Annotated in this window: 25 protein-coding genes; 6 read left to right on the forward strand and 19 right to left on the reverse strand. The window is 40.5% G+C overall.

The genetic code is table 11. The features are described from left to right. The first annotated feature begins 37 nt into the window (after positions 1–37). Together A994_RS00185 and A994_RS00190 are read left to right on the forward strand one after the other, a co-directional pair. A complete protein-coding gene (locus tag A994_RS00185) occupies positions 38–1,324 on the forward strand; it encodes a GMC family oxidoreductase N-terminal domain-containing protein (protein WP_004029212.1) in 1,287 nt (428 codons plus the stop codon). A 116-nt stretch (positions 1,325–1,440) separates the two neighbouring features. Further along, a complete protein-coding gene (locus A994_RS00190) occupies positions 1,441–1,884 on the forward strand; it encodes an SRPBCC domain-containing protein (RefSeq protein WP_004029213.1) in 444 nt (147 codons plus the stop codon). 40 nt (positions 1,885–1,924) lie between these two features. Here the strand turns inward: A994_RS00190 and A994_RS00195 are convergent, their stop codons facing one another. Next, positions 1,925–2,323 carry a PepSY domain-containing protein gene (locus tag A994_RS00195; protein ID WP_004029214.1) on the reverse strand — a complete coding sequence of 133 codons (399 nt, stop codon included), beginning with the start codon at positions 2,321–2,323 and terminating at the stop codon, positions 1,925–1,927. A gap of 762 nt (positions 2,324–3,085) precedes the next feature. Further along, positions 3,086–3,367, reverse strand: a complete 282-nt coding sequence (locus A994_RS00200) for a PadR family transcriptional regulator (RefSeq protein ID WP_100222223.1) — start codon at positions 3,365–3,367, stop codon at positions 3,086–3,088. 158 nt (positions 3,368–3,525) lie between these two features. On the opposite strand from A994_RS00200, the gene A994_RS13200 reads away from it, so the two are divergent. The 4 genes from A994_RS13200 (at position 3,526) to A994_RS00215 (ending at position 6,183) form a co-directional block, all read left to right on the forward strand. Beyond that, positions 3,526–3,663 (forward strand): hypothetical protein, encoded by a 138-nt coding sequence (locus A994_RS13200; RefSeq protein WP_157787239.1) that lies wholly within the window; start codon positions 3,526–3,528, stop codon positions 3,661–3,663. A gap of 191 nt (positions 3,664–3,854) precedes the next feature. After that, positions 3,855–4,451 carry a nitroreductase family protein gene (locus A994_RS00205; protein WP_004029216.1) on the forward strand — a complete coding sequence of 199 codons (597 nt, stop codon included), beginning with the start codon at positions 3,855–3,857 and terminating at the stop codon, positions 4,449–4,451. 56 nt (positions 4,452–4,507) lie between these two features. Then, positions 4,508–5,155 (forward strand): flavodoxin family protein, encoded by a 648-nt coding sequence (locus A994_RS00210; protein ID WP_004029217.1) that lies wholly within the window; start codon positions 4,508–4,510, stop codon positions 5,153–5,155. Between the two features lie 179 nt (positions 5,156–5,334). After that, complete coding sequence (locus A994_RS00215) at positions 5,335–6,183, forward strand: MBL fold metallo-hydrolase (protein ID WP_004029218.1); 849 nt, start codon at positions 5,335–5,337, stop codon at positions 6,181–6,183. Positions 6,184–6,322: 139 nt separating this feature from the next. On the opposite strand, the gene ehbP is transcribed toward A994_RS00215, so the two are convergent. The 17 genes from ehbP to A994_RS00300 form a co-directional block, all read right to left on the reverse strand. After that, on the reverse strand, positions 6,323–6,598 hold the full coding sequence (ehbP, locus tag A994_RS00220) for an energy-converting hydrogenase B subunit EhbP (protein WP_004029219.1): 276 nt from the start codon (positions 6,596–6,598) through the stop codon (positions 6,323–6,325). A 112-nt stretch (positions 6,599–6,710) separates the two neighbouring features. Next, positions 6,711–7,700: a respiratory chain complex I subunit 1 family protein gene (locus A994_RS00225; RefSeq protein ID WP_004029220.1), complete on the reverse strand. Its 990-nt coding sequence runs from the start codon at positions 7,698–7,700 to the stop codon at positions 6,711–6,713. 12 nt (positions 7,701–7,712) lie between these two features. After that, complete coding sequence (locus tag A994_RS00230; protein WP_004029221.1) at positions 7,713–8,840, reverse strand: hydrogenase large subunit; 1,128 nt, start codon at positions 8,838–8,840, stop codon at positions 7,713–7,715. A 214-nt stretch (positions 8,841–9,054) separates the two neighbouring features. Continuing rightward, positions 9,055–9,501: an NADH-quinone oxidoreductase subunit B family protein gene (locus A994_RS00235; RefSeq protein WP_004029224.1), complete on the reverse strand. Its 447-nt coding sequence runs from the start codon at positions 9,499–9,501 to the stop codon at positions 9,055–9,057. Between the two features lie 116 nt (positions 9,502–9,617). Next, positions 9,618–10,103, reverse strand: a complete 486-nt coding sequence (locus A994_RS00240) for a 4Fe-4S binding protein (protein ID WP_004029225.1) — start codon at positions 10,101–10,103, stop codon at positions 9,618–9,620. Next, positions 10,100–11,461 (reverse strand): 4Fe-4S binding protein, encoded by a 1,362-nt coding sequence (locus A994_RS00245; protein WP_004029226.1) that lies wholly within the window; start codon positions 11,459–11,461, stop codon positions 10,100–10,102. Before A994_RS00245 ends, A994_RS00240 begins: the two co-directional genes overlap by 4 nt. Before the next feature lie 115 nt (positions 11,462–11,576). Then, complete coding sequence (locus A994_RS00250; RefSeq protein WP_004029227.1) at positions 11,577–11,852, reverse strand: hypothetical protein; 276 nt, start codon at positions 11,850–11,852, stop codon at positions 11,577–11,579. Then, positions 11,853–12,353, reverse strand: a complete 501-nt coding sequence (locus tag A994_RS00255; protein ID WP_004029228.1) for an MnhB domain-containing protein — start codon at positions 12,351–12,353, stop codon at positions 11,853–11,855. Position 12,354: 1 nt separating this feature from the next. Next, positions 12,355–12,633: a hypothetical protein gene (locus A994_RS00260; protein ID WP_004029229.1), complete on the reverse strand. Its 279-nt coding sequence runs from the start codon at positions 12,631–12,633 to the stop codon at positions 12,355–12,357. Then, positions 12,626–12,958 (reverse strand): hypothetical protein, encoded by a 333-nt coding sequence (locus A994_RS00265; protein WP_004029230.1) that lies wholly within the window; start codon positions 12,956–12,958, stop codon positions 12,626–12,628. The genes A994_RS00260 and A994_RS00265 overlap by 8 nt, the downstream gene beginning before the upstream one ends. Beyond that, positions 12,955–14,460 carry an energy conserving hydrogenase EhbF gene (gene ehbF, locus A994_RS00270; protein ID WP_004029231.1) on the reverse strand — a complete coding sequence of 502 codons (1,506 nt, stop codon included), beginning with the start codon at positions 14,458–14,460 and terminating at the stop codon, positions 12,955–12,957. The genes A994_RS00265 and ehbF overlap by 4 nt, the downstream gene beginning before the upstream one ends. Positions 14,461–14,526: 66 nt before the next feature. Next, positions 14,527–14,889, reverse strand: coding sequence for a cation:proton antiporter subunit C (locus A994_RS00275; RefSeq protein ID WP_004029232.1), 363 nt, complete (start codon positions 14,887–14,889; stop codon positions 14,527–14,529). A 2-nt stretch (positions 14,890–14,891) separates the two neighbouring features. Continuing rightward, positions 14,892–15,125 carry a DUF4040 domain-containing protein gene (locus A994_RS00280; RefSeq protein ID WP_004029233.1) on the reverse strand — a complete coding sequence of 78 codons (234 nt, stop codon included), beginning with the start codon at positions 15,123–15,125 and terminating at the stop codon, positions 14,892–14,894. After that, positions 15,122–15,394, reverse strand: a complete 273-nt coding sequence (locus A994_RS00285; protein ID WP_004029234.1) for an EhaC family protein — start codon at positions 15,392–15,394, stop codon at positions 15,122–15,124. The genes A994_RS00280 and A994_RS00285 overlap by 4 nt, the downstream gene beginning before the upstream one ends. After that, positions 15,387–15,662, reverse strand: a complete 276-nt coding sequence (locus A994_RS00290) for a monovalent cation/H+ antiporter complex subunit F (RefSeq protein WP_004029235.1) — start codon at positions 15,660–15,662, stop codon at positions 15,387–15,389. The genes A994_RS00285 and A994_RS00290 overlap by 8 nt, the downstream gene beginning before the upstream one ends. Positions 15,663–15,672: 10 nt before the next feature. Next, positions 15,673–15,984 (reverse strand): monovalent cation/H+ antiporter subunit E, encoded by a 312-nt coding sequence (locus A994_RS00295; protein WP_004029236.1) that lies wholly within the window; start codon positions 15,982–15,984, stop codon positions 15,673–15,675. 410 nt (positions 15,985–16,394) lie between these two features. Further along, the gene (locus A994_RS00300) at positions 16,395–17,141 is read right to left on the reverse strand and encodes a metal-dependent hydrolase (protein WP_004029237.1); all 747 of its coding nucleotides are present in this window, start codon (positions 17,139–17,141) and stop codon (positions 16,395–16,397) included. Positions 17,142–17,305 lie beyond the last annotated feature (164 nt).

Consider the following 17,305-nt stretch of genomic DNA (forward strand, 5'->3'; position numbering starts at 1 on the left):
AAAATTACTTTAGGAGATTAAATTAGGAGATTAAATTATGAGAGCTATAGTAGTGGGTAGTGGGGCAGGAGGGGCTACTGTAGCCCGTGAATTACAATCAAAAGGTTTTGAAGTGTTAATACTGGAGGCAGGTCCTCCTTTCAAGCCTTTCAGTAGACATATATCCTGGGCTGAACCCCTGCGACGTTTCGGATTACTGGGAGGGGAAGGTACTTTTAAACATTTCTTCCCACCCATGAACATACAGCGTTCATCCCCTGAACTGGTTCTGGTAAGGGGCCTTGCAACAGGCGGTTCAACCGTCCTGGCCTGCGGAAATCTGGTAAGAGCTGATCGGGGATTAAAAGAGATTGGCCTGGATTTAACTCCAGAATATGATGAAATTGAGGGTGAATTAACTCCCACAACAATTCCCACTGAAACCTGGAGACCAGTCACTCGTAAAATGTTCCAATCAGCTGAAGATTTGGGTTTGAACCCACAACCAACCCCTAAAGTTGTTGATATGGCCCGCTGTAATTACTGTGGTCTTTGTGAATTGGGATGCACCCGTGGGGCACGATGGGATTCCAGAAAATTCCTGGCTGAAGCAGTGAACAAAGGTGCACGTCTCCAGAGTAAATCTCCAGTGGAAAAGGTAACCACTGAAAATGGTAGAGCAACTGGAGTTATAACCAGTGACAATAAACAATACCCGGCAGATGTGGTTGTTCTATCTGCTGGAGGTATTGGAACTGCCCAGATACTTAAAAACTCTGGTTTAAAGGCAGAAGATCACTTGTGGGTGGACATAGTGTTAACCCTGGGAGGAACCTTGCCCGGAGCCAGACAGCTGGAAGAGCCACCCATGGCATGGTACACCAAACATGAAGATTACATTTTATCCCCATATCCTGATATTCTCTCCCACTACTTCCACAAACCATGGAGAAAGGTTCCAATCCAGGATAGGGTTGGATTAATGGTTAAACTGGCAGATATTGAACAGGGCACGGTTTATGCTGATGGAACCGTTGATAAACCACTGACTGGTCATGACCAGGAGAGATTGGATATTGCCATCAGCCAGGCCCAGGAAGTAATGGAAGGTGCTGGGATTTCTGGTCCATTTGTCAGAGGCGTTCATAACGGAGGACATCTGGGGGGAACTGTACCGCTTAAAAAAGAGGACGTACCAAGTATGAAACCATCCTGGCTTCCAGAAGGGTTGTGGGTGGCTGATCTTTCCCTGGCCCCCCGTTCTCAGGGACTTCCCACCATATTACTCACTGCGGCCATGGCTTTGAGGGTGGCACGGAAGATTCTGGAAACTACAGAAAACTAGGAAAAAGAAACTACAACAAATGAGATTGTAGAAACTGCAAAAAAAGGCCCCAATTATATTATTTTTAATTTTTTTTGAAAATAAATTTTAAGTGATATAAAAAATAGAATAAAGTTATGAAAGAAATTTATACCGAAATCGAGATAAATGCCTCAGCCAGCACAGTGTGGGACATATTGACTGATTTTGATAAGTTTCAAAATTGGAATCCATTTATGAAAAAGATTTCAGGAAATCTCCAGGAAGGAAGTATCCTTGAAGCTTTTATACAACCACCTAATTCCAATGGAATGACAATTAAGCCAAAAATTTTAGAGTATCAGCCAGGAAAAAAATTGAGATGGTTGGGAGTATTATGGATTCGGAAACTGTTTGATGGGGAACATATCTGGACCACTGAGGAAATAAATGAGCATAAAACTTTGTTTATTCAAAAAGAAAGATTTTCTGGATTGTTTGTTCCCTTTGGATCCACTCTGCTAAAAAATACCAAGACTGGTTTTGAACTAATGAACCTTGCTTTAAAAGAAGAATCTGAGAACATATCTAATTCTAATTGAAGATTTAAGATCCAGTAAGGGAAGTTAAGGAAAATGTCCCTTAGGACACTCCTCCTGCACCACCCATATTCTCACCTGTAAGGGCGTTTATGGTTATTTCTCCCACATTAGTTCCGTTGATTACCACTGGAACTATGTAAACCATTTCATGACCGGATTCATCCCATTTAGGTATTCCTGCCGTTGCCCCTGGTTCTTTTATGAATTTTTCTGCTATCTCCTGAGCTTCTGCCGGAGATATTAAATTTTTAATATTTTTATTGGATGAATTAGTGGTATTGTTATTTGTAGTGTTATTATCCATCGCAGTTACCTCCTCTTTTGCCAAGTTAGAATTATTTTCTGAAATTCCAGATGCATAAAGTGCCAATGCCACCACAATCGTTACCGTTAACATTACACCCATTAACAGCAGCACCCTGCTTAATTTTTCATTCATGATCCTACCTCACTGAAGGGTGCCATCTCATCACCAGATACTACAGAACTGCTGATGTGAGAAAGTAGTGCCAAACTAATGAAAGTTAACACTGAAAATATAATTATTTCATAGATTATACCGCCTCCGTGTCCGCTAACATCTTATTTTAGATATTGGACGCTATTTGGACAACAATTGATCAGTTCCCATACTATATAAATATTTTGATGGAATTTCACCAAAAAAATCTATTCTAAGGCTTTTTTTTCAATTTAACGGATTAATTAACGGTTTTGAAAAGTCGTATTTGAATAAGCTTTATTGGTTTATTTTTTAAGCAAACCAAACGTTATTAGGACTTATTTATAAAAAATATAACTATTTAGGATGATGATGCTATTGATCCATGGCTTTAAATCACCATGTGCAAGAGCTGGGCTTTTGAATATCCTGAAAAAAACCTTATTTCTTTAAAAAAAAGATATCATCAACAGTTATTCCACCATAACATCATTAATGAACCAATTACTTCTAGAATTGATTTTTTAAAAGTGAGAGTAATAAATAACATACATGATGTCTTTATAGAGAAAAAAAGTTCCATATTAATTTTTTCGATATCGAAGGTACTCCCAAAGTCAAAAATAATAATTTCCAGTTAGGTTAACCAGTAGATTAATTATTAATTTTGGGCGTATTTTCCTAAAATGTTAATTATCTAAGGCGAATTCCTAAGTATTTAAGGTGAAGTAATCCTAAGGTGAATAAATCTAAAAATAATCATCTTGGAAAATTGGACATCTCTTCCATATCATAAAAAATCTTGCAGAAGAATTCACAGCCGGATTTAAGTTCTTCCTGACCCTCATCGGTTAATGAATAAATTTTATCATCATCCATCTTTATTAAACCTTTATTTTTTAATTCTTTCAAGGCAGGATATATTGTACCTGGGCTTGGTTTGTTTCCTCTCCTTTTTTCCAATTCTCTGCTGATTTGGGCCCCATTTAAGTTATTTTTGTTCAAAATCCAGAGTATTAGATAGGTTAAAAAACCCTTCATCTCACAGCATTTCATGCTCATGGTATGAACACTACCATTAAAAAATATTTGTTATCCAATATTGGGTAGCCAATATCTGTAATCCAATATCGGATTACCGACAAATATAAATAATGTTATCGGATAACCAATAGTGTTAAAATATTTGGAGGTAAAAAATGGAAAACAAAGAATGCAAAATAGTCTGCGGAGATAAAACTGTGGCAACCATCATCCGCACTGAAAATGGGATGGAAATAAAATGTACCAAAGAAGGAAAAGAAATGTGTAAAGACGTTAAAGGATGCTGTGATTAAGCATCTTTATTTTTTTTATTTAAGTTAACTAAACTAATTTCTTAACTTAACAACCTAATGATAAGTTTTATCTCTTTAACAAGTGGAATATTACTTTAAAAAACTAAAAAAGGATTAAACTTTGACAATTACAGATAATATACACTCTCGAAGTAAAATAATGGATTTCAACAAGAAGTTATCAAAATTAAATGAGGGAAATGATTGATATGGAATTTTTTGATTTAATTAAAAATAGAAGATCTATCAGGAGATATAAAAGTCAATCAGTGCATAAAGAGGATATTTTAAAGATATTAGATGCTGCTAACTGGGCGCCATCTGCAATGAATAGACAACCATGGGAGTTCCTGGTTATCTCAGGTGAATTACTTAAACCGCTGGGTAATAGTTACAAAGGAGTTATAGAAGAATTTATAAGTAAAATGGAAAATGATAGTGAAATAATTTCCAGTGAAAAGTTTGTAAAGTTTGCAGCTCATTTTGGTGGTGCCCCAGTAGTTATAGTGGTGCTAGCTGAAACAAATGAGGATCCGCGGGAGCAAAAAGCCTTTCTGGAAAGTGCAAGTGCTGCCATGGAAAATCTGGTACTTGCTGCAGGAGATATGGGACTGGGTACCTGCTGGATGACAGGACCATTGAGGGATGAGAGTAATTTACGCCGTATTTTAGATATTTCCCCGGACAAAGAGATAGTAGCAGTAACACCTTTAGGATATCCAGATGAAACACCCCATCCAACACCACGTACAGAAGTAAAGAATAAAATTAAGTGGATTGGTTGGTAAGAGTGATTGTATAGAGATAAGAATGTTGGTTTTAAATTTTAAAATGGAGGCACACTATGAAGGTTATGGCATTTAATGGAAGTCCAAGAAAGAAATGGAATACCGCAACCCTCCTTGAAAATGCACTTGAAGGGGCCAGGTCAGAGGGAGCTGAAACTGAACTGATTAATCTTTATGATCTGGATTATAAAGGATGTAACAGTTGTTTCACCTGTAAAACAAAGGGGAGTAAAAGTTACGGGCGGTGCGCAGTGAAGGATGATTTAACCCCTATCCTAAGAAAGATTGAAGAATCTGATGCAATCATACTGGGATCTCCCATTTACCTGGGAACAGTTACCGGGGAAATGAGATCCTTCCTGGAACGTTTACTGTTTCCATACTTGACTTACACCGATCCCATCCAGTCACTCTTCCCCAATAAAATCAAAACCGGGTTCATTTACACCATGAACATCAGGGAAGAGCAGTTGGATGGATATGGTTACACCACCATGTTCAAAACTAATGAAAATTATCTTAAAATGTTATTTGGTTCTGCAGAATCGCTGATGAGCTTTGATACCTATCAGTTCAATGATTATTCCAAGGTGGTTGCTGATCGTTTTGATTCCAATAAAAAAGCCAAAAGACGTGCCGAAATATTTCCAGAAGATTGCAGGCTAGCGTATGAAATGGGAATAAGGCTTACCCATAACTTTTAATAAAAATTAAATCATTGCATAACACGAATCTGGGTAGATAGAAACAAATCACAAGTAAACACAACCACACCTGAACATCATAATCTCCAATAAATCCAATAAATCACTCCATAAATTCACTTAACTCCAATAAATTCACCTCCCGTTAATTTAAAAAGGATCAACATCCAATTTCATCTATGAAAATTACAGAACACGTTCACGCCATTAAAATTCCATTCCAGGTTAAAACAGACTCTGGAACTCTGGAACGCTTTGTTTACTCTTATCTGATATTTGGAGATGAAATCTGCCTGATAGATAGTGGAGTTAGCTCTTCAGAAAAATTCATCTTTGATTATCTGGAAAAAACAGGACACACGCCGGATGAAATCTCTTTATTGATCTTAACCCATTCCCATCCAGATCATGTTGGCTCTGCCCAATCTATCCAGAAAGTATCTGGTTGTGAAATAGCAGCCCATGAAGGTGAGAAATCCTGGATTGAAGATGTGGATCTCCAGTTTATGGAAAGACCAGTTCCCAATTTCCATTCCCTGGTAGAAGGATCTGTTAAGGTGGACCATGTTTTGGAGGATATGGATGTTGTTGAGTTAGGCAGCAACATTAATTTGAAAGTTATACACACCCCGGGTCATTCTAAAGGTTCCATTTCCATACAGATCCCATCTGAAAGGGTTTTAATTACCGGGGATGCAGTGCCTATACAGGGAGATTTACCGATCTATGATGACTTTACTGGATCCATCCAATCCATTAAGATGTTGATGGGTGTTGAGGATGTGGAATTACTGTTAGCCTCATGGGATGAACCTCAAAAAGGGGAAAATGTACACCAGCGGATGGTTGAAGCATTGGATTATCTTCAGAATATCAAGAAAATTGTTGAAAAACTTGCCTCAGAAAATTCATCTTCTGAACCAATGGAATTCTGCAAGACAGTTTTAAAAGAACTAGGATTACCAAAACCTGCGGCCAATCCAATAGTGGCTCGATCTTTCCAGGCCAATCTAAAAGAATTAGAATAAAATGATTGAAGAAGAGGAATCTGATGAATTCCGGTGAATACAAAAACAATTGATAGCTTAACCGACTATATTTTGCGTATTAAAATAAAAATAAATAAAAATAAAAGGTTAAAATAAGGCAGCATTGCTTTTTAAATTATTATTCTGCCTTTATTCCTTTTTCTGCCTTTAATTTTTCCAGTTTGGCCTTGGCTTTACGGAAGTTACTCAGGTAGTTATCTTCTTCCGTGAGGGGGGTGAGTTCAAGCCCAAGCTGGCGTTGTTCTTCGATCCATTCCTCAGAAAATACTGGAACCTCCAGTTTTATAGGCTCTGCTGTGGGGTTTACCACAATCACATTCCGGTAGGGGAAATCTGTTTCCACAATGTAACCCCCTAAACTTATGATATGATGAGGTCTTATCACAATTTTCATTTCATTTCACCATGATTTTTATTTATAAATTCATTTCCAGAATATTATAAGGTTTAAATCCCATAAAGGGTTAAAAACCTTTAGGGATTAACTATTTTTGAATTGAAGCTTTTTAAAGTAAAGCTGCGACTATGGCCAGTACTCCTATGATGGAAACCCCAGCAACAGTTGGATAGAACTGTTTGTATGTGAATATTGGCGAGAATGCACTGAGGACTGCCATGAGCATTGGGAATAGTAATGCCACAATCAGGGTGATGATGAATGAGGGGTTCAGGATGTTGGGTGCTATTCCCAGGAACAGGGTGGCAAACAGGGTTGCCAGGGTGAACATCAAAAATCCACGGGTGATATAAACATATGCCCTGTATTTTGCTGCGTATTCCAGGTAGGGTCCTTCAACTACATCTGGTTTTCCCTTTAATATGGCAAATGGGTATTCATTCAGGAGGATCATGTATCCAATGAAGAATACAATTGCTCCCATTACTCCAGCCACAGTGAAGAGTATGGGTCCGTGTACCTGCTGGTAGTTTATGATATCCTGTAGGTAGATGCTTCCAGTCATGGCCACTGCCACGAACATGGCAATGTACAAGGGGAATGACCCAAATGCTATTAGTCGGAAGGCTCGGAGACTGCTCAGGTCCTCGAAAAATGATTGTGGTGTTTCAGGATGTGCTGCTCCTTTGGCTTTATCTGGGAATGGCATGCGTACTGAAAGTACGGATCTGGAGAGGCTTCCCATGAACATGTACATTATTTCTTCCACCTTAAGGAATCCTACCAGGGCAATTATACTGGCCAGTGCTCCTACAAAGTACATCTGCGGGATGAGGAATAACAACAGGATTACGACAATTATCAGACTTATGAGTGGTAATGCATTGTACAATCGGGGCATTGGGGATTCTGGAGTTATGGTCTGTTTGAAGAAGAATTTTAAAGGAGCCATGATCCCGGGGCTGGTAATGGGTGGTCCTACCCTCTGCTGTATCCTGGCATGGATGAATTTCCGTTCAATGCCTGGTAAGAAGAGACTCACTATGAAGGCCACCACCAGGGTGCCTATTACTGCTATTAGGGAATATGTAAGGTCCATGGTTTATTCTCCTCATATCTTAATGATCTCAATTGCCCGGTCAGTGCAGGTGAAACAGGGGTCACATTGCACCACTGAAAGCTGGGCATCTGTAATGTGATGGCCTATACAGGCATGTTGCATGGCTCCAATGTTAGCCATTGATGGGGTTCGTATGACACAGTTTCTAACCCTGCCATCTTCCAGGGAATAAGAATGGTAAAGTGTTCCCCTGGGAACTTCAATATAACTCTTGGTAAGGGGTGTGTCCTGCATCTCCCAGCTCCTGTTGGTTATAGGGCCATCGGGGAGGTCGCGGACTGCTTGACGTATGATCTTGATGGCTTCAAAATTCTCAAACACCCTCATCAGTAGTTGGGATTTGACATCCCCATCGTCCTGGGTGATTACATCAAACTCGAATGGATCGTACTCTTCCATTTCCCTCCTTAAGTCCCTGGCAACACCAGTAGCACGCAGTGTGGGCCCAGTACAGGCCAGTCTGAGGGCATCTTTCTGGCTGATAACTCCTACTCCTGTGATTCTGCTCATTACCATTGGGTCAGAGACAAATCTGTCAGCGAATGCGGTTATTTTCTCCTCAAGTAAGTCCATTCCTTCTGTAATTTTCTGTAAGCGCATTTCATCCAGTTCACATCGGGGGCGAACTCCACCCAGTACAGCTGAACCGTATTGCACACGGTTCCCTCCAATCATGCCCAGGAGGTCCATTACTGTTTCTCGGATGTAGAACAGGCGCATGGAAAATGTTTCATGACCCAGTACTTCGCTTCCGTGGGCCAGGTAGAGTAAGTGGCTGTGGAGTCTTTCCAGCTCTTCCATTATGATTCTAATGTAGGTTGCCCTTTCTGGTACTTCTATTCCCAGGGCTATCTCTCCTGTTCGGCAGGAGTTCCAGATGTGGCTGTTGGAGCAGATTCCACAGATCTTCTCGGTTAGGCTGTTAGCCTTCTCCACAGGCAGGCCTTCCATGATCCGCTCCACTCCCCGGTGATTAACTCCTACAGTTATCTCCGCATCGCGGACGATTTCATCTTCCACAAAGAGTCTGAGCCGGTATGGTTCAAGTGCAGCAGGGTGAACAGTCCCCATTGGAATTTCTGCCTCGATAACCGTCCGGTTTTGTTTGTTATCGTCCATATGTTACACCTTCATGAGTTTTAAATAATATCTCGGTTTTTTAGTTGATGATTTAAGGATTTTTATTAATTTTGGGTTAACCAATTAGATTTTGATGAGCTAAGTTTTGATGATTTAAAGATTTTTATTTAGGTTTTTTATGAACTTCTGATCGGATGAGCTAAGTTGGGATTTTGGTCCATTTTACTTACAAACACTCTCTTAATTCCAAATTTTAGTCCGCATTCAGTAGTAATGGTAATGCTGATACCAATCCGGCTACTATATCCTGGGGGCGCACAGCGCAACCTGGTACTTTGGCATCAACTGGTATGATATTGTCAACTGGTCCTGCGATTTCTTCGGATGGTATATCCCCATGGCAATTCTTGTACACTCCTCCCATGAGGGCACAGGCTCCTGCAGCTACCACTGCTTTTGGTTCGGGTATTGCTTTGTATATTTCTCGGAGGGGCTGTTCATTGTGTTTGGTTACGGGTCCAGTGACCACCAGTACATCTGCTTCCCTGGGGTTCCAGGTTAAAAATACTTTGTACTGTTCTGCATCGAATTTGGGAGATAATATGCAGTTAACTATCTCTATGTCACAGCCGTTGCATCCTCCGGTATACACCAGCATCACGTGTACGGCTCGACCCCTTGAATATGATTTCAGGCTCATATGATTCCTCTTAAAGATTTTATGGATTTATGGTAAATTTAAATCTTTCATTATGGTAATCTTTTATTTTATGGTATTATCCCTTAATTTATAGCATTTACATGCTTTTATTTTCTTTATTCCCTTCTTTTTCTTATAATGGTGTTATCGGCCAGGTACTGTGATATAAACGCTATTTTATCATCAGATATTTTCACTGGCTTTTCAAGGAGCCCAGATATGTCTGATGAGACTTCTCCCACATCATTGGGATGTATGGTTCCTGCTTCTCCAAATAAAGCATATAATGGACAGAAGTCGTGACAGTAATAACAGTGCACGCATTTTTCACTATGAAGGACTGGTAACTGTGTTTTGGTCAATCCTTCCATTAGTTCCACTGGTTCATCCAGGTCCACCATTTCTATGGCTTTTGTGGGACAGGCGTTACTGCAGCCACCGCATCCAATACAGGATACTTCAGCCACCTTGTCGGTGGGTGTTACCCTCCCTTCCAGGATCATGTTTCGTACGTCCATATCCGTGACCCGGTCACTGGCAAATAGGATCCTTTTAAGGTTGGTGTAAGCTCCTTCCAGGAATATAAGGACCAGATTAGTCATTGTTCCACCTCGAATTCCCTTTCAAATAGTATGGCCCTGGCTGGGCAGGCATTGCTGCAACCACCACAGTAGATGCACTTATCATCGTCCACCACAATCTTACCATTTTCATCCTCAGCTATGGCTTCTTCTGGACATATCTTGGTACATAACTTACAGTTCATGCACATTTTATCCATCACAAAGGCAAACCCTTCCTTGATAGTTTTTTTACGCATGGTGGTGGTGGGTATTGCATTTACAGGACAGTGAATGGCACATTTTTCACACAACACACATTTTTCAGTGTCCACCTCAATGCTTCCTCTTTTGAGGGTGATGGCATCCTTGGGACATATTTCTGCACATATTCCACAGGATATGCAGTCTTCGGTGACTGAACCATCCCAGGTAACGTGCTGGAAGCTGCGTGCTTCGTTAATGTCACAGGCCTTAACACACCTACCACATGAAACACAGAACCCTTTAATCTTCCTTTCAGTGTCTTCTGAGAGTCTGAGTGTTCCTACTGGACAGGCATCAATGCAGGCAGTGGTTTCACAATCCTGACATAGTGTGGGATCATAGCGCAGGTGCCCGTTTATCATTTTAAGTGCTCCACCTTCACATGCATCGGCACATAAGCCACAGTTAAGGCAGGATATGATTTTTCCTTCCAGTTTTTCATCTTCTTCCAGTTTTCGGATCTTCACCTGGAAGTCATCCACGTATATGGCCTGGTTGGGGCATTCTTTCAGGCACTTGAGACAAACTGTGCATTTTTCAGGGTCTATGGTACAGTTTTCAATGGCTCCTACCGGGCAAACATCTTCACAGACCCGGCACTCGGTGCATTTACCCTGAGGTTCTACATCCACCATTATGGCCTCAGTGGGACAGTAATATTCACAGCGCCGGCAGAGTGTGCATTTTTCATTGTCGGTAACCAGGCTGGTTCTTTGGGCAACCTCTTCCGCTTTTTTGGAGCGGGTGGGAGGTTGTACTGTGAGATTTAAGGATTCCAGGAATTTAAGCTGTCTGTCTTCAATAACATCATATGCATCTATTCGGGCCGCCTCTGGACATGCTGGGACGCATATACCACATCGAGAACAGATCCCCCTGACCACTCCATCTTCTATATGGATGCTGTTAACTGGACATGTGAGTTCACATACACCACAGGCATTACATTTAGCCCGGTCTACCACGTATCCTCCGTACTTGTTGCGGAAGATTGCACTGTTGGGGCAGGCTTCCATGCAGGCACCGCAGGTTATGCAGCTGAAGGCTTTGCCATCGATCAGGCGTATTGCCCCTGTAGGGCATTCCTGGATGCATTCTCCAATGCCTTTGCATTTATTGGTTGTTAGAAACATGATTTACCTTCCAAGTTGATTTTTTTTGTTTCTCTGGTGATTATTAAGATATTTTTTAATGATTAGATTTAGATTGTAGGGATTTAGATAGGTAGGCCAATCATCAATTAACCGGTTAATCCTCCAATTTTTCAGGTTTTCTATCTCTTCCCAGTATCAATTTACCCATTATAATTCCCACTGCTGCTGCTACAAAACCGCTGGCCAGTGGAGCATCCTGATAATAGGGGAATGGGCCCAGGAAGTAGGCAACCAGGATTGCGATGATCAGGAAGATCAGGTAAACTGTGGAGTCAAATTTGAGTTTACTTTCAGGGTTCTCTTTAATTCGGCTGCCCAGTATGAATCCCAGGAGGAATCCCAGTACCATTGGTCCAATGTAGAATGTCATTTATTCAATCTCCCATCCAGCTTCGTCAGTTTCTTCTTCTGAATCATCTTTGTATTCGTTGAATCCCATGAATGCTATAACCACTGCGGCTAATCCCACCATAACCTTCAATCCCACCACGAAGTTGAGGTAGGGTATTATCCCGGCATGTGTGGGGTCAGGGTAGTCAAACAGGTTTTTTATGAAGACCGGGACGATACCGTAAATATCTACTCCCAGGTTGTATAGGTAAAAGCCTGAAAATGCCAGTCCAGCAATACCTAGAAATACGTATGCCAGTGCCCCTATACTTTCTATTCCAGATAGGAAATCATGAGAAAGGTGGAATGGACTTTCTTTAAGCCCGTATACTACTAAACAGAATATAAATCCTGCTGCGATCATAGCACCTCCCTGAAATCCTCCTCCAGGAGTGATGTGACCGCCCAGAATGGTGAGTACACCCCAGCACATGATAATCAGGGATGCAGGTAATACGAATATTTTGAGTATAGTGCTCATCTTATTTACCTCCCAGTCGGGCTCTACCCCTTCCAAAGACAAGTAAAACCGCAATTACTGCAGTTACCAGAATAAGAGCTTCACCCAAGGTGTCGTAACCTCTCCAGTCAAATACTACTACTGTAACCATGTTGGGAGCTATGTTTGTCCCCACATAATTGTATAGGTAGCTAATACCAGGATATATCATTCCTTTGAACAAATATGTTGATTGGAATAGGGCTACGGCGAATATTGTCAGGGAAAATCCCATTATAATATTTCTTATTCCATTAGACATTTAAATTCCCCCAGTAGAATAGGGTAATTATTATTGTCAGCGCAATCACAACGTAAAACGTCATAGTGTATAACGAATCGTTCTGTTCGCTTCTTAAGCGATTCATAAGAGGCATTGAGGTTAAAAAGATTCCCAGAACCACCAGTACCGCCACGATCATTAAAACCTTGCTTACCAGTCGGAGCATGATGAGTGCCACCAACACCGAGGAAATTAAGGTTATCTCAGCAGTGAGCATGGATGATGTGGATATATTGGTTACTGGATCATCACCGGTTCCCTTGATGTCTTTTATCTTTTTAACTATCATATCGTAGAGATTCATACTACACCTCCTGCCAGACTGGTTGCCAGTGGCTGCAGGTAGCTGGTCACATATTGTGGGAAGAGACCGAATATGATACATACCACCAGTAACACTACCATGGAGATTATGGTGGCTTTGGGTATCTTTTCATTCTTAATTTCCAGATCTGCAGGTTTAGGACGCAAGTAAACTGCGTGGAATGCTTTCATGAAGGTCATGAAGGTCACGATACTCAGGAGTATCATTATAACCCCCAGTTCAGGAAGACCTGCATTGAGGGATGCCTGGATTAACATGAGTTTGCTCTGGAATGCATTGAGTGGAGGCACACCAGCCATGGCCAGACCACCCAGTAACACCAGGAAAGCTACCAGAGGGTTTCTTACCATCATACCACCGAGTTTACGGGTGTTGGAAGTTTCAGTCTGGTATATTGCCACACCAAAGCCTATGAACAGCAGGGCAGTTATTAATACTTCATTTACTGCCTGGAAAAGTCCTGCGGTTATTCCGTAGGCTGTGCCCAGTCCCAGTCCAATTCCTATATATCCCAATTCTCCCACTGCCAGGAATCCGATGATACGTTTGAGATCGGTCTGGACAATGGCCATGGTAATACCCAGGATCATGGCCAGTAGCGATACTCCCAGAATAACCCACTGTGAGAAGGGTAGGTAGGAGAATATTCTGAGGATGATGATCCCCAGTGCAATGAATGTGAACACTGAAAAGGCCTGGATCATTGCTGATCCACTGGGTAATGCTTTGCTGTAAATTGCGGATTTGATGGTGTGGAATGGAGGTAATCCAGATCCATAAAGCCATCCGAACACAATCAAACCACATGCTATTAAAAGTACAGGATTATGAGGGTCAACCATCCCTGTTTTAATTGAATAGACTATGTCTGTGATGTTAACGTTACCAGTAACTCCTAGAATGAAGGCTATACCCAATAACAATAGGGGAGCTGCCACACCACCCAGTATCATGTACTTAAGGGCAGTTTCATAGTTACCTTTTATATTGGACACCATGACTATGCCCACAGTTACCAGGGCCATTATTTCAAAGAAAACGTAAAAGTTGAATATATCATCAGTTAAAAGTATGGCAGTCACGGCTGCTATTCCCATGAAGAGCATGTAAGCATAAACACCAGATGGTCTGCGGGTTTCATAAACTGAGGTTAAAAGGACCAGAAATCCTACCAGACCCAGGACAAATAAGAATAACTGCTGTGCGCTCTGGAAAGAGTAAGTAATAGCAGGGTGGAACGTGGAAAGTGCAGTTCCAGTTATTAGTGATGGTAAATTGGTGGCCAGAGTTGGATTCTGCACCAGGGGCTCATAACCTCCAAAAAAATGCATCCCATAATTGGCCAGTAAAGGTAATGCCGGTAAAGCTAAAGCTAAAATGATGGTTACTGCCTTAACCGTCCTATCTTTTTTATGGAGCAGGTTTAAAAACAGTGCACACAGTATGGGAACTATAACCATCAGTGGGATTAAGAGGTTCAAAGTATCCCCCCTGTACCATTGTAATCTATATTATCTGTTTTGTTGGAATCATAAAGTGACATTTGATTACTCTCCCAGAATCTTGGATGCGCTTAAAGATCCATGTTTTTTGTAGAGAACTATTATAATTCCCAGCATCACTGCCATGGTACTGGCACCGATAACAATACTGGTTAATACCAGGGCAAATGGAAGAGGATAAGCCGCATTTTGTGCGAACCAGTCTGCTGCCATGCCCGGCAGATATATGTAAACTATTCCTCCTGGTTTGTAACCCAGAGCGATTAGGAATAAGTTGGTTCCATCCCCTATGAATGCCAGTCCTATGATTTTTTTGATGAGGTTGTCCAGGAATGCTACAGCAACGATTCCAATTACAATCAGGGCTACTGCGGTAAATAGTGAAGCTAGTTGTACGTCCATGAACATATCTATTCCTCCATCCTGCGGGTTTTGTAGACTGCCAGTGCAAAAAAGACTGGAATGATAGCCGATCCTACAATGGCTTGAGTAAGGGCCACATCTGGAGCCAAGAGGTACTGGTAAAGGAAAGCCAGGCCAGCGCCTGGAATTCCGGTTAAAATGGCTGCTTTTAGGAGATCCCTTTGCATAAGAACCAGGATAGATCCTAAAATAACTATAATCATCAGTACGTATTCAATCATTGTTTATCCTCCCCATAGTAGAATCCATTGGCTATGGCGTGAGATGCGAAGGGAGCTAATATAAAGTAAGCAACAGCCAGTATTGGTTCTCCCAGAACCAGGAGCGCCAGTATACAGGCCATGTCAGCCACTCCCAAGATATGGATTCGGGCGTACAATACCCTTTCAAGGTCATCTTTATATCTTAAAATTCCAAAAGCTGCTAAAAGAACTAAAACTGCTGATGCCAAGATTAGAACTGCTTTGATAATGGTAAATATATCATCCATTACTATACCCCCTTAAAACCCGGGCAAAGGCAATGGTTCCCACTGGTCCCAGAAGCACCAGTGCAGTGGCTATATCTGCAGAAAAAGCTATTCCGTAAAGGTTTTTTACCAGGATGAGAATAACTGCCACGGCAATACTTAATCCAGATATCCCAACCAGACCCATCCCTATAGTTTTCCGGGTGGCAATACGTACAGATGCCAGGGCGTAAATGGCCAGAGCAGCCAGTAAAACATATTCAGATATGGTTAAAATACTCATACTCATTCTAACATCCTCATTCTAACATACCTTTAATATAAGGTTCAAAAGGAATAACTTCCTCATTTTTCCGGGGGACAATTGTAGCCACCTTTATCACCTGATTCTCCGAGTCAAGATCAATGGATAAAGTGCCCGGAGTTAGTGTAATGCTGTTGGCAAGGATGGTCTGGGAAACTGGTCTTTTAAGAACTGTGGGGATTTCCACTATAACCGGGTCCACCTTACCATCTAAAGTTCTTATTGCAACATCAATGGTGGCTTTGATTATCTCCCATATCAATACAATGAAATAGGCGATTCCGTAGAATATTCTTGTTATAAACATGGTAAATTAGCCCCTTAATCTTTAATAATTAATGAAATATAAACAGTTAACACCGTTAAAGGATAAACGCCATGTTAGCTGTTATCATATGTATTATTGATTCATCTTGACCATTAATATATGACCATGACAAATTACAATTCATCATTATAAAACATGATATATAAAGATAACTAAATTAATTTTCCAACTTAAAATCAGACCCACTATTCAATTAAATATATTATATATTTCAATATTTTTTCCAATATTTTTTTGAAAAGATCAAGTACTCGATTTGTTGAAAATACCAATATTAATACTAGAAATCAGGTACTCATGTATTGAAATAACAATATTAGATTATACTGCCTCATTATCCTTAGATACGATTTTTATTACTCTAAATGAGTTCTTTAACCTTTATTAAATCAATTCATAATTTTCATTGGATTAAATGTGGTTAATTGGGGGAATGTAGTTAAAATATAGTTTAAAGACAGGTAGTTTTCTCCAGGGTAAATATAAAGAACTGCCACACTGGCCAGCCAAATGGCAATGATCAACAATCCAGTCATCTTACCATACCTGTGTTTTGATATAGGATCAAAAAGTTTCACACCTCTGCCTGTGAATAGATCCAGGACCAGGTGGCTCAAAGAACCTACAAATAAGGCAGTTGCTACGTAAAAGAAATTAAAACTGGTTAAGTGTGTTAAAAATATTCCAACAGTCACCAGCAATGTGTATAAAATAAGCAATCCTCTGTTTAAAACTATTATTCCCAGAATTAAAGATGTTAAAAGGAAAGATACCCTTAGATCGGGTGTTAAATTCATCAAAATATTCTGAAAACTGATTACAAACAGGGCCAGGCACCCTGCCGCTAAAACCGTTCCAGGAACAGAATGTACAAACCCCCTGTGTTGAGCAACAAAGAAGAATAATGCTATGCTCATTAATAATATTCCTGTAAATGGAGTGATTTGGAATAATGGGAGGATTAATGTTAGTATTCCCCCTGCAAGAGCCATTATGATCAGATTTCTATAACGGAAACTGGTGTCCAGATCCACCACTGAAGCCCCTATAACCGCCAGGGATAGGTAGTAAACATCAGGAAAGAATGGAAATATCATTATAATTGAGAATAATATGTGATTTTTGTAAGAAGGCATGATATCAGTTTCAAAGGAATGATTATCAAGTAAAGCTGCAATTAAATATATAGGTAACGTGGGAACCGTGGCAAAGTATGAATTGGGCCTCTCATACTTTTCTAATAATAAATTATCATTGGACTAATAACACTTTCAAAGTAAAAATACTTGATCCGAGAGCA

The sequence above is a fragment of the Methanobacterium formicicum DSM 3637 genome (assembly GCF_000302455.1).
Taxonomy (GTDB): domain Archaea; phylum Methanobacteriota; class Methanobacteria; order Methanobacteriales; family Methanobacteriaceae; genus Methanobacterium; species Methanobacterium formicicum_A.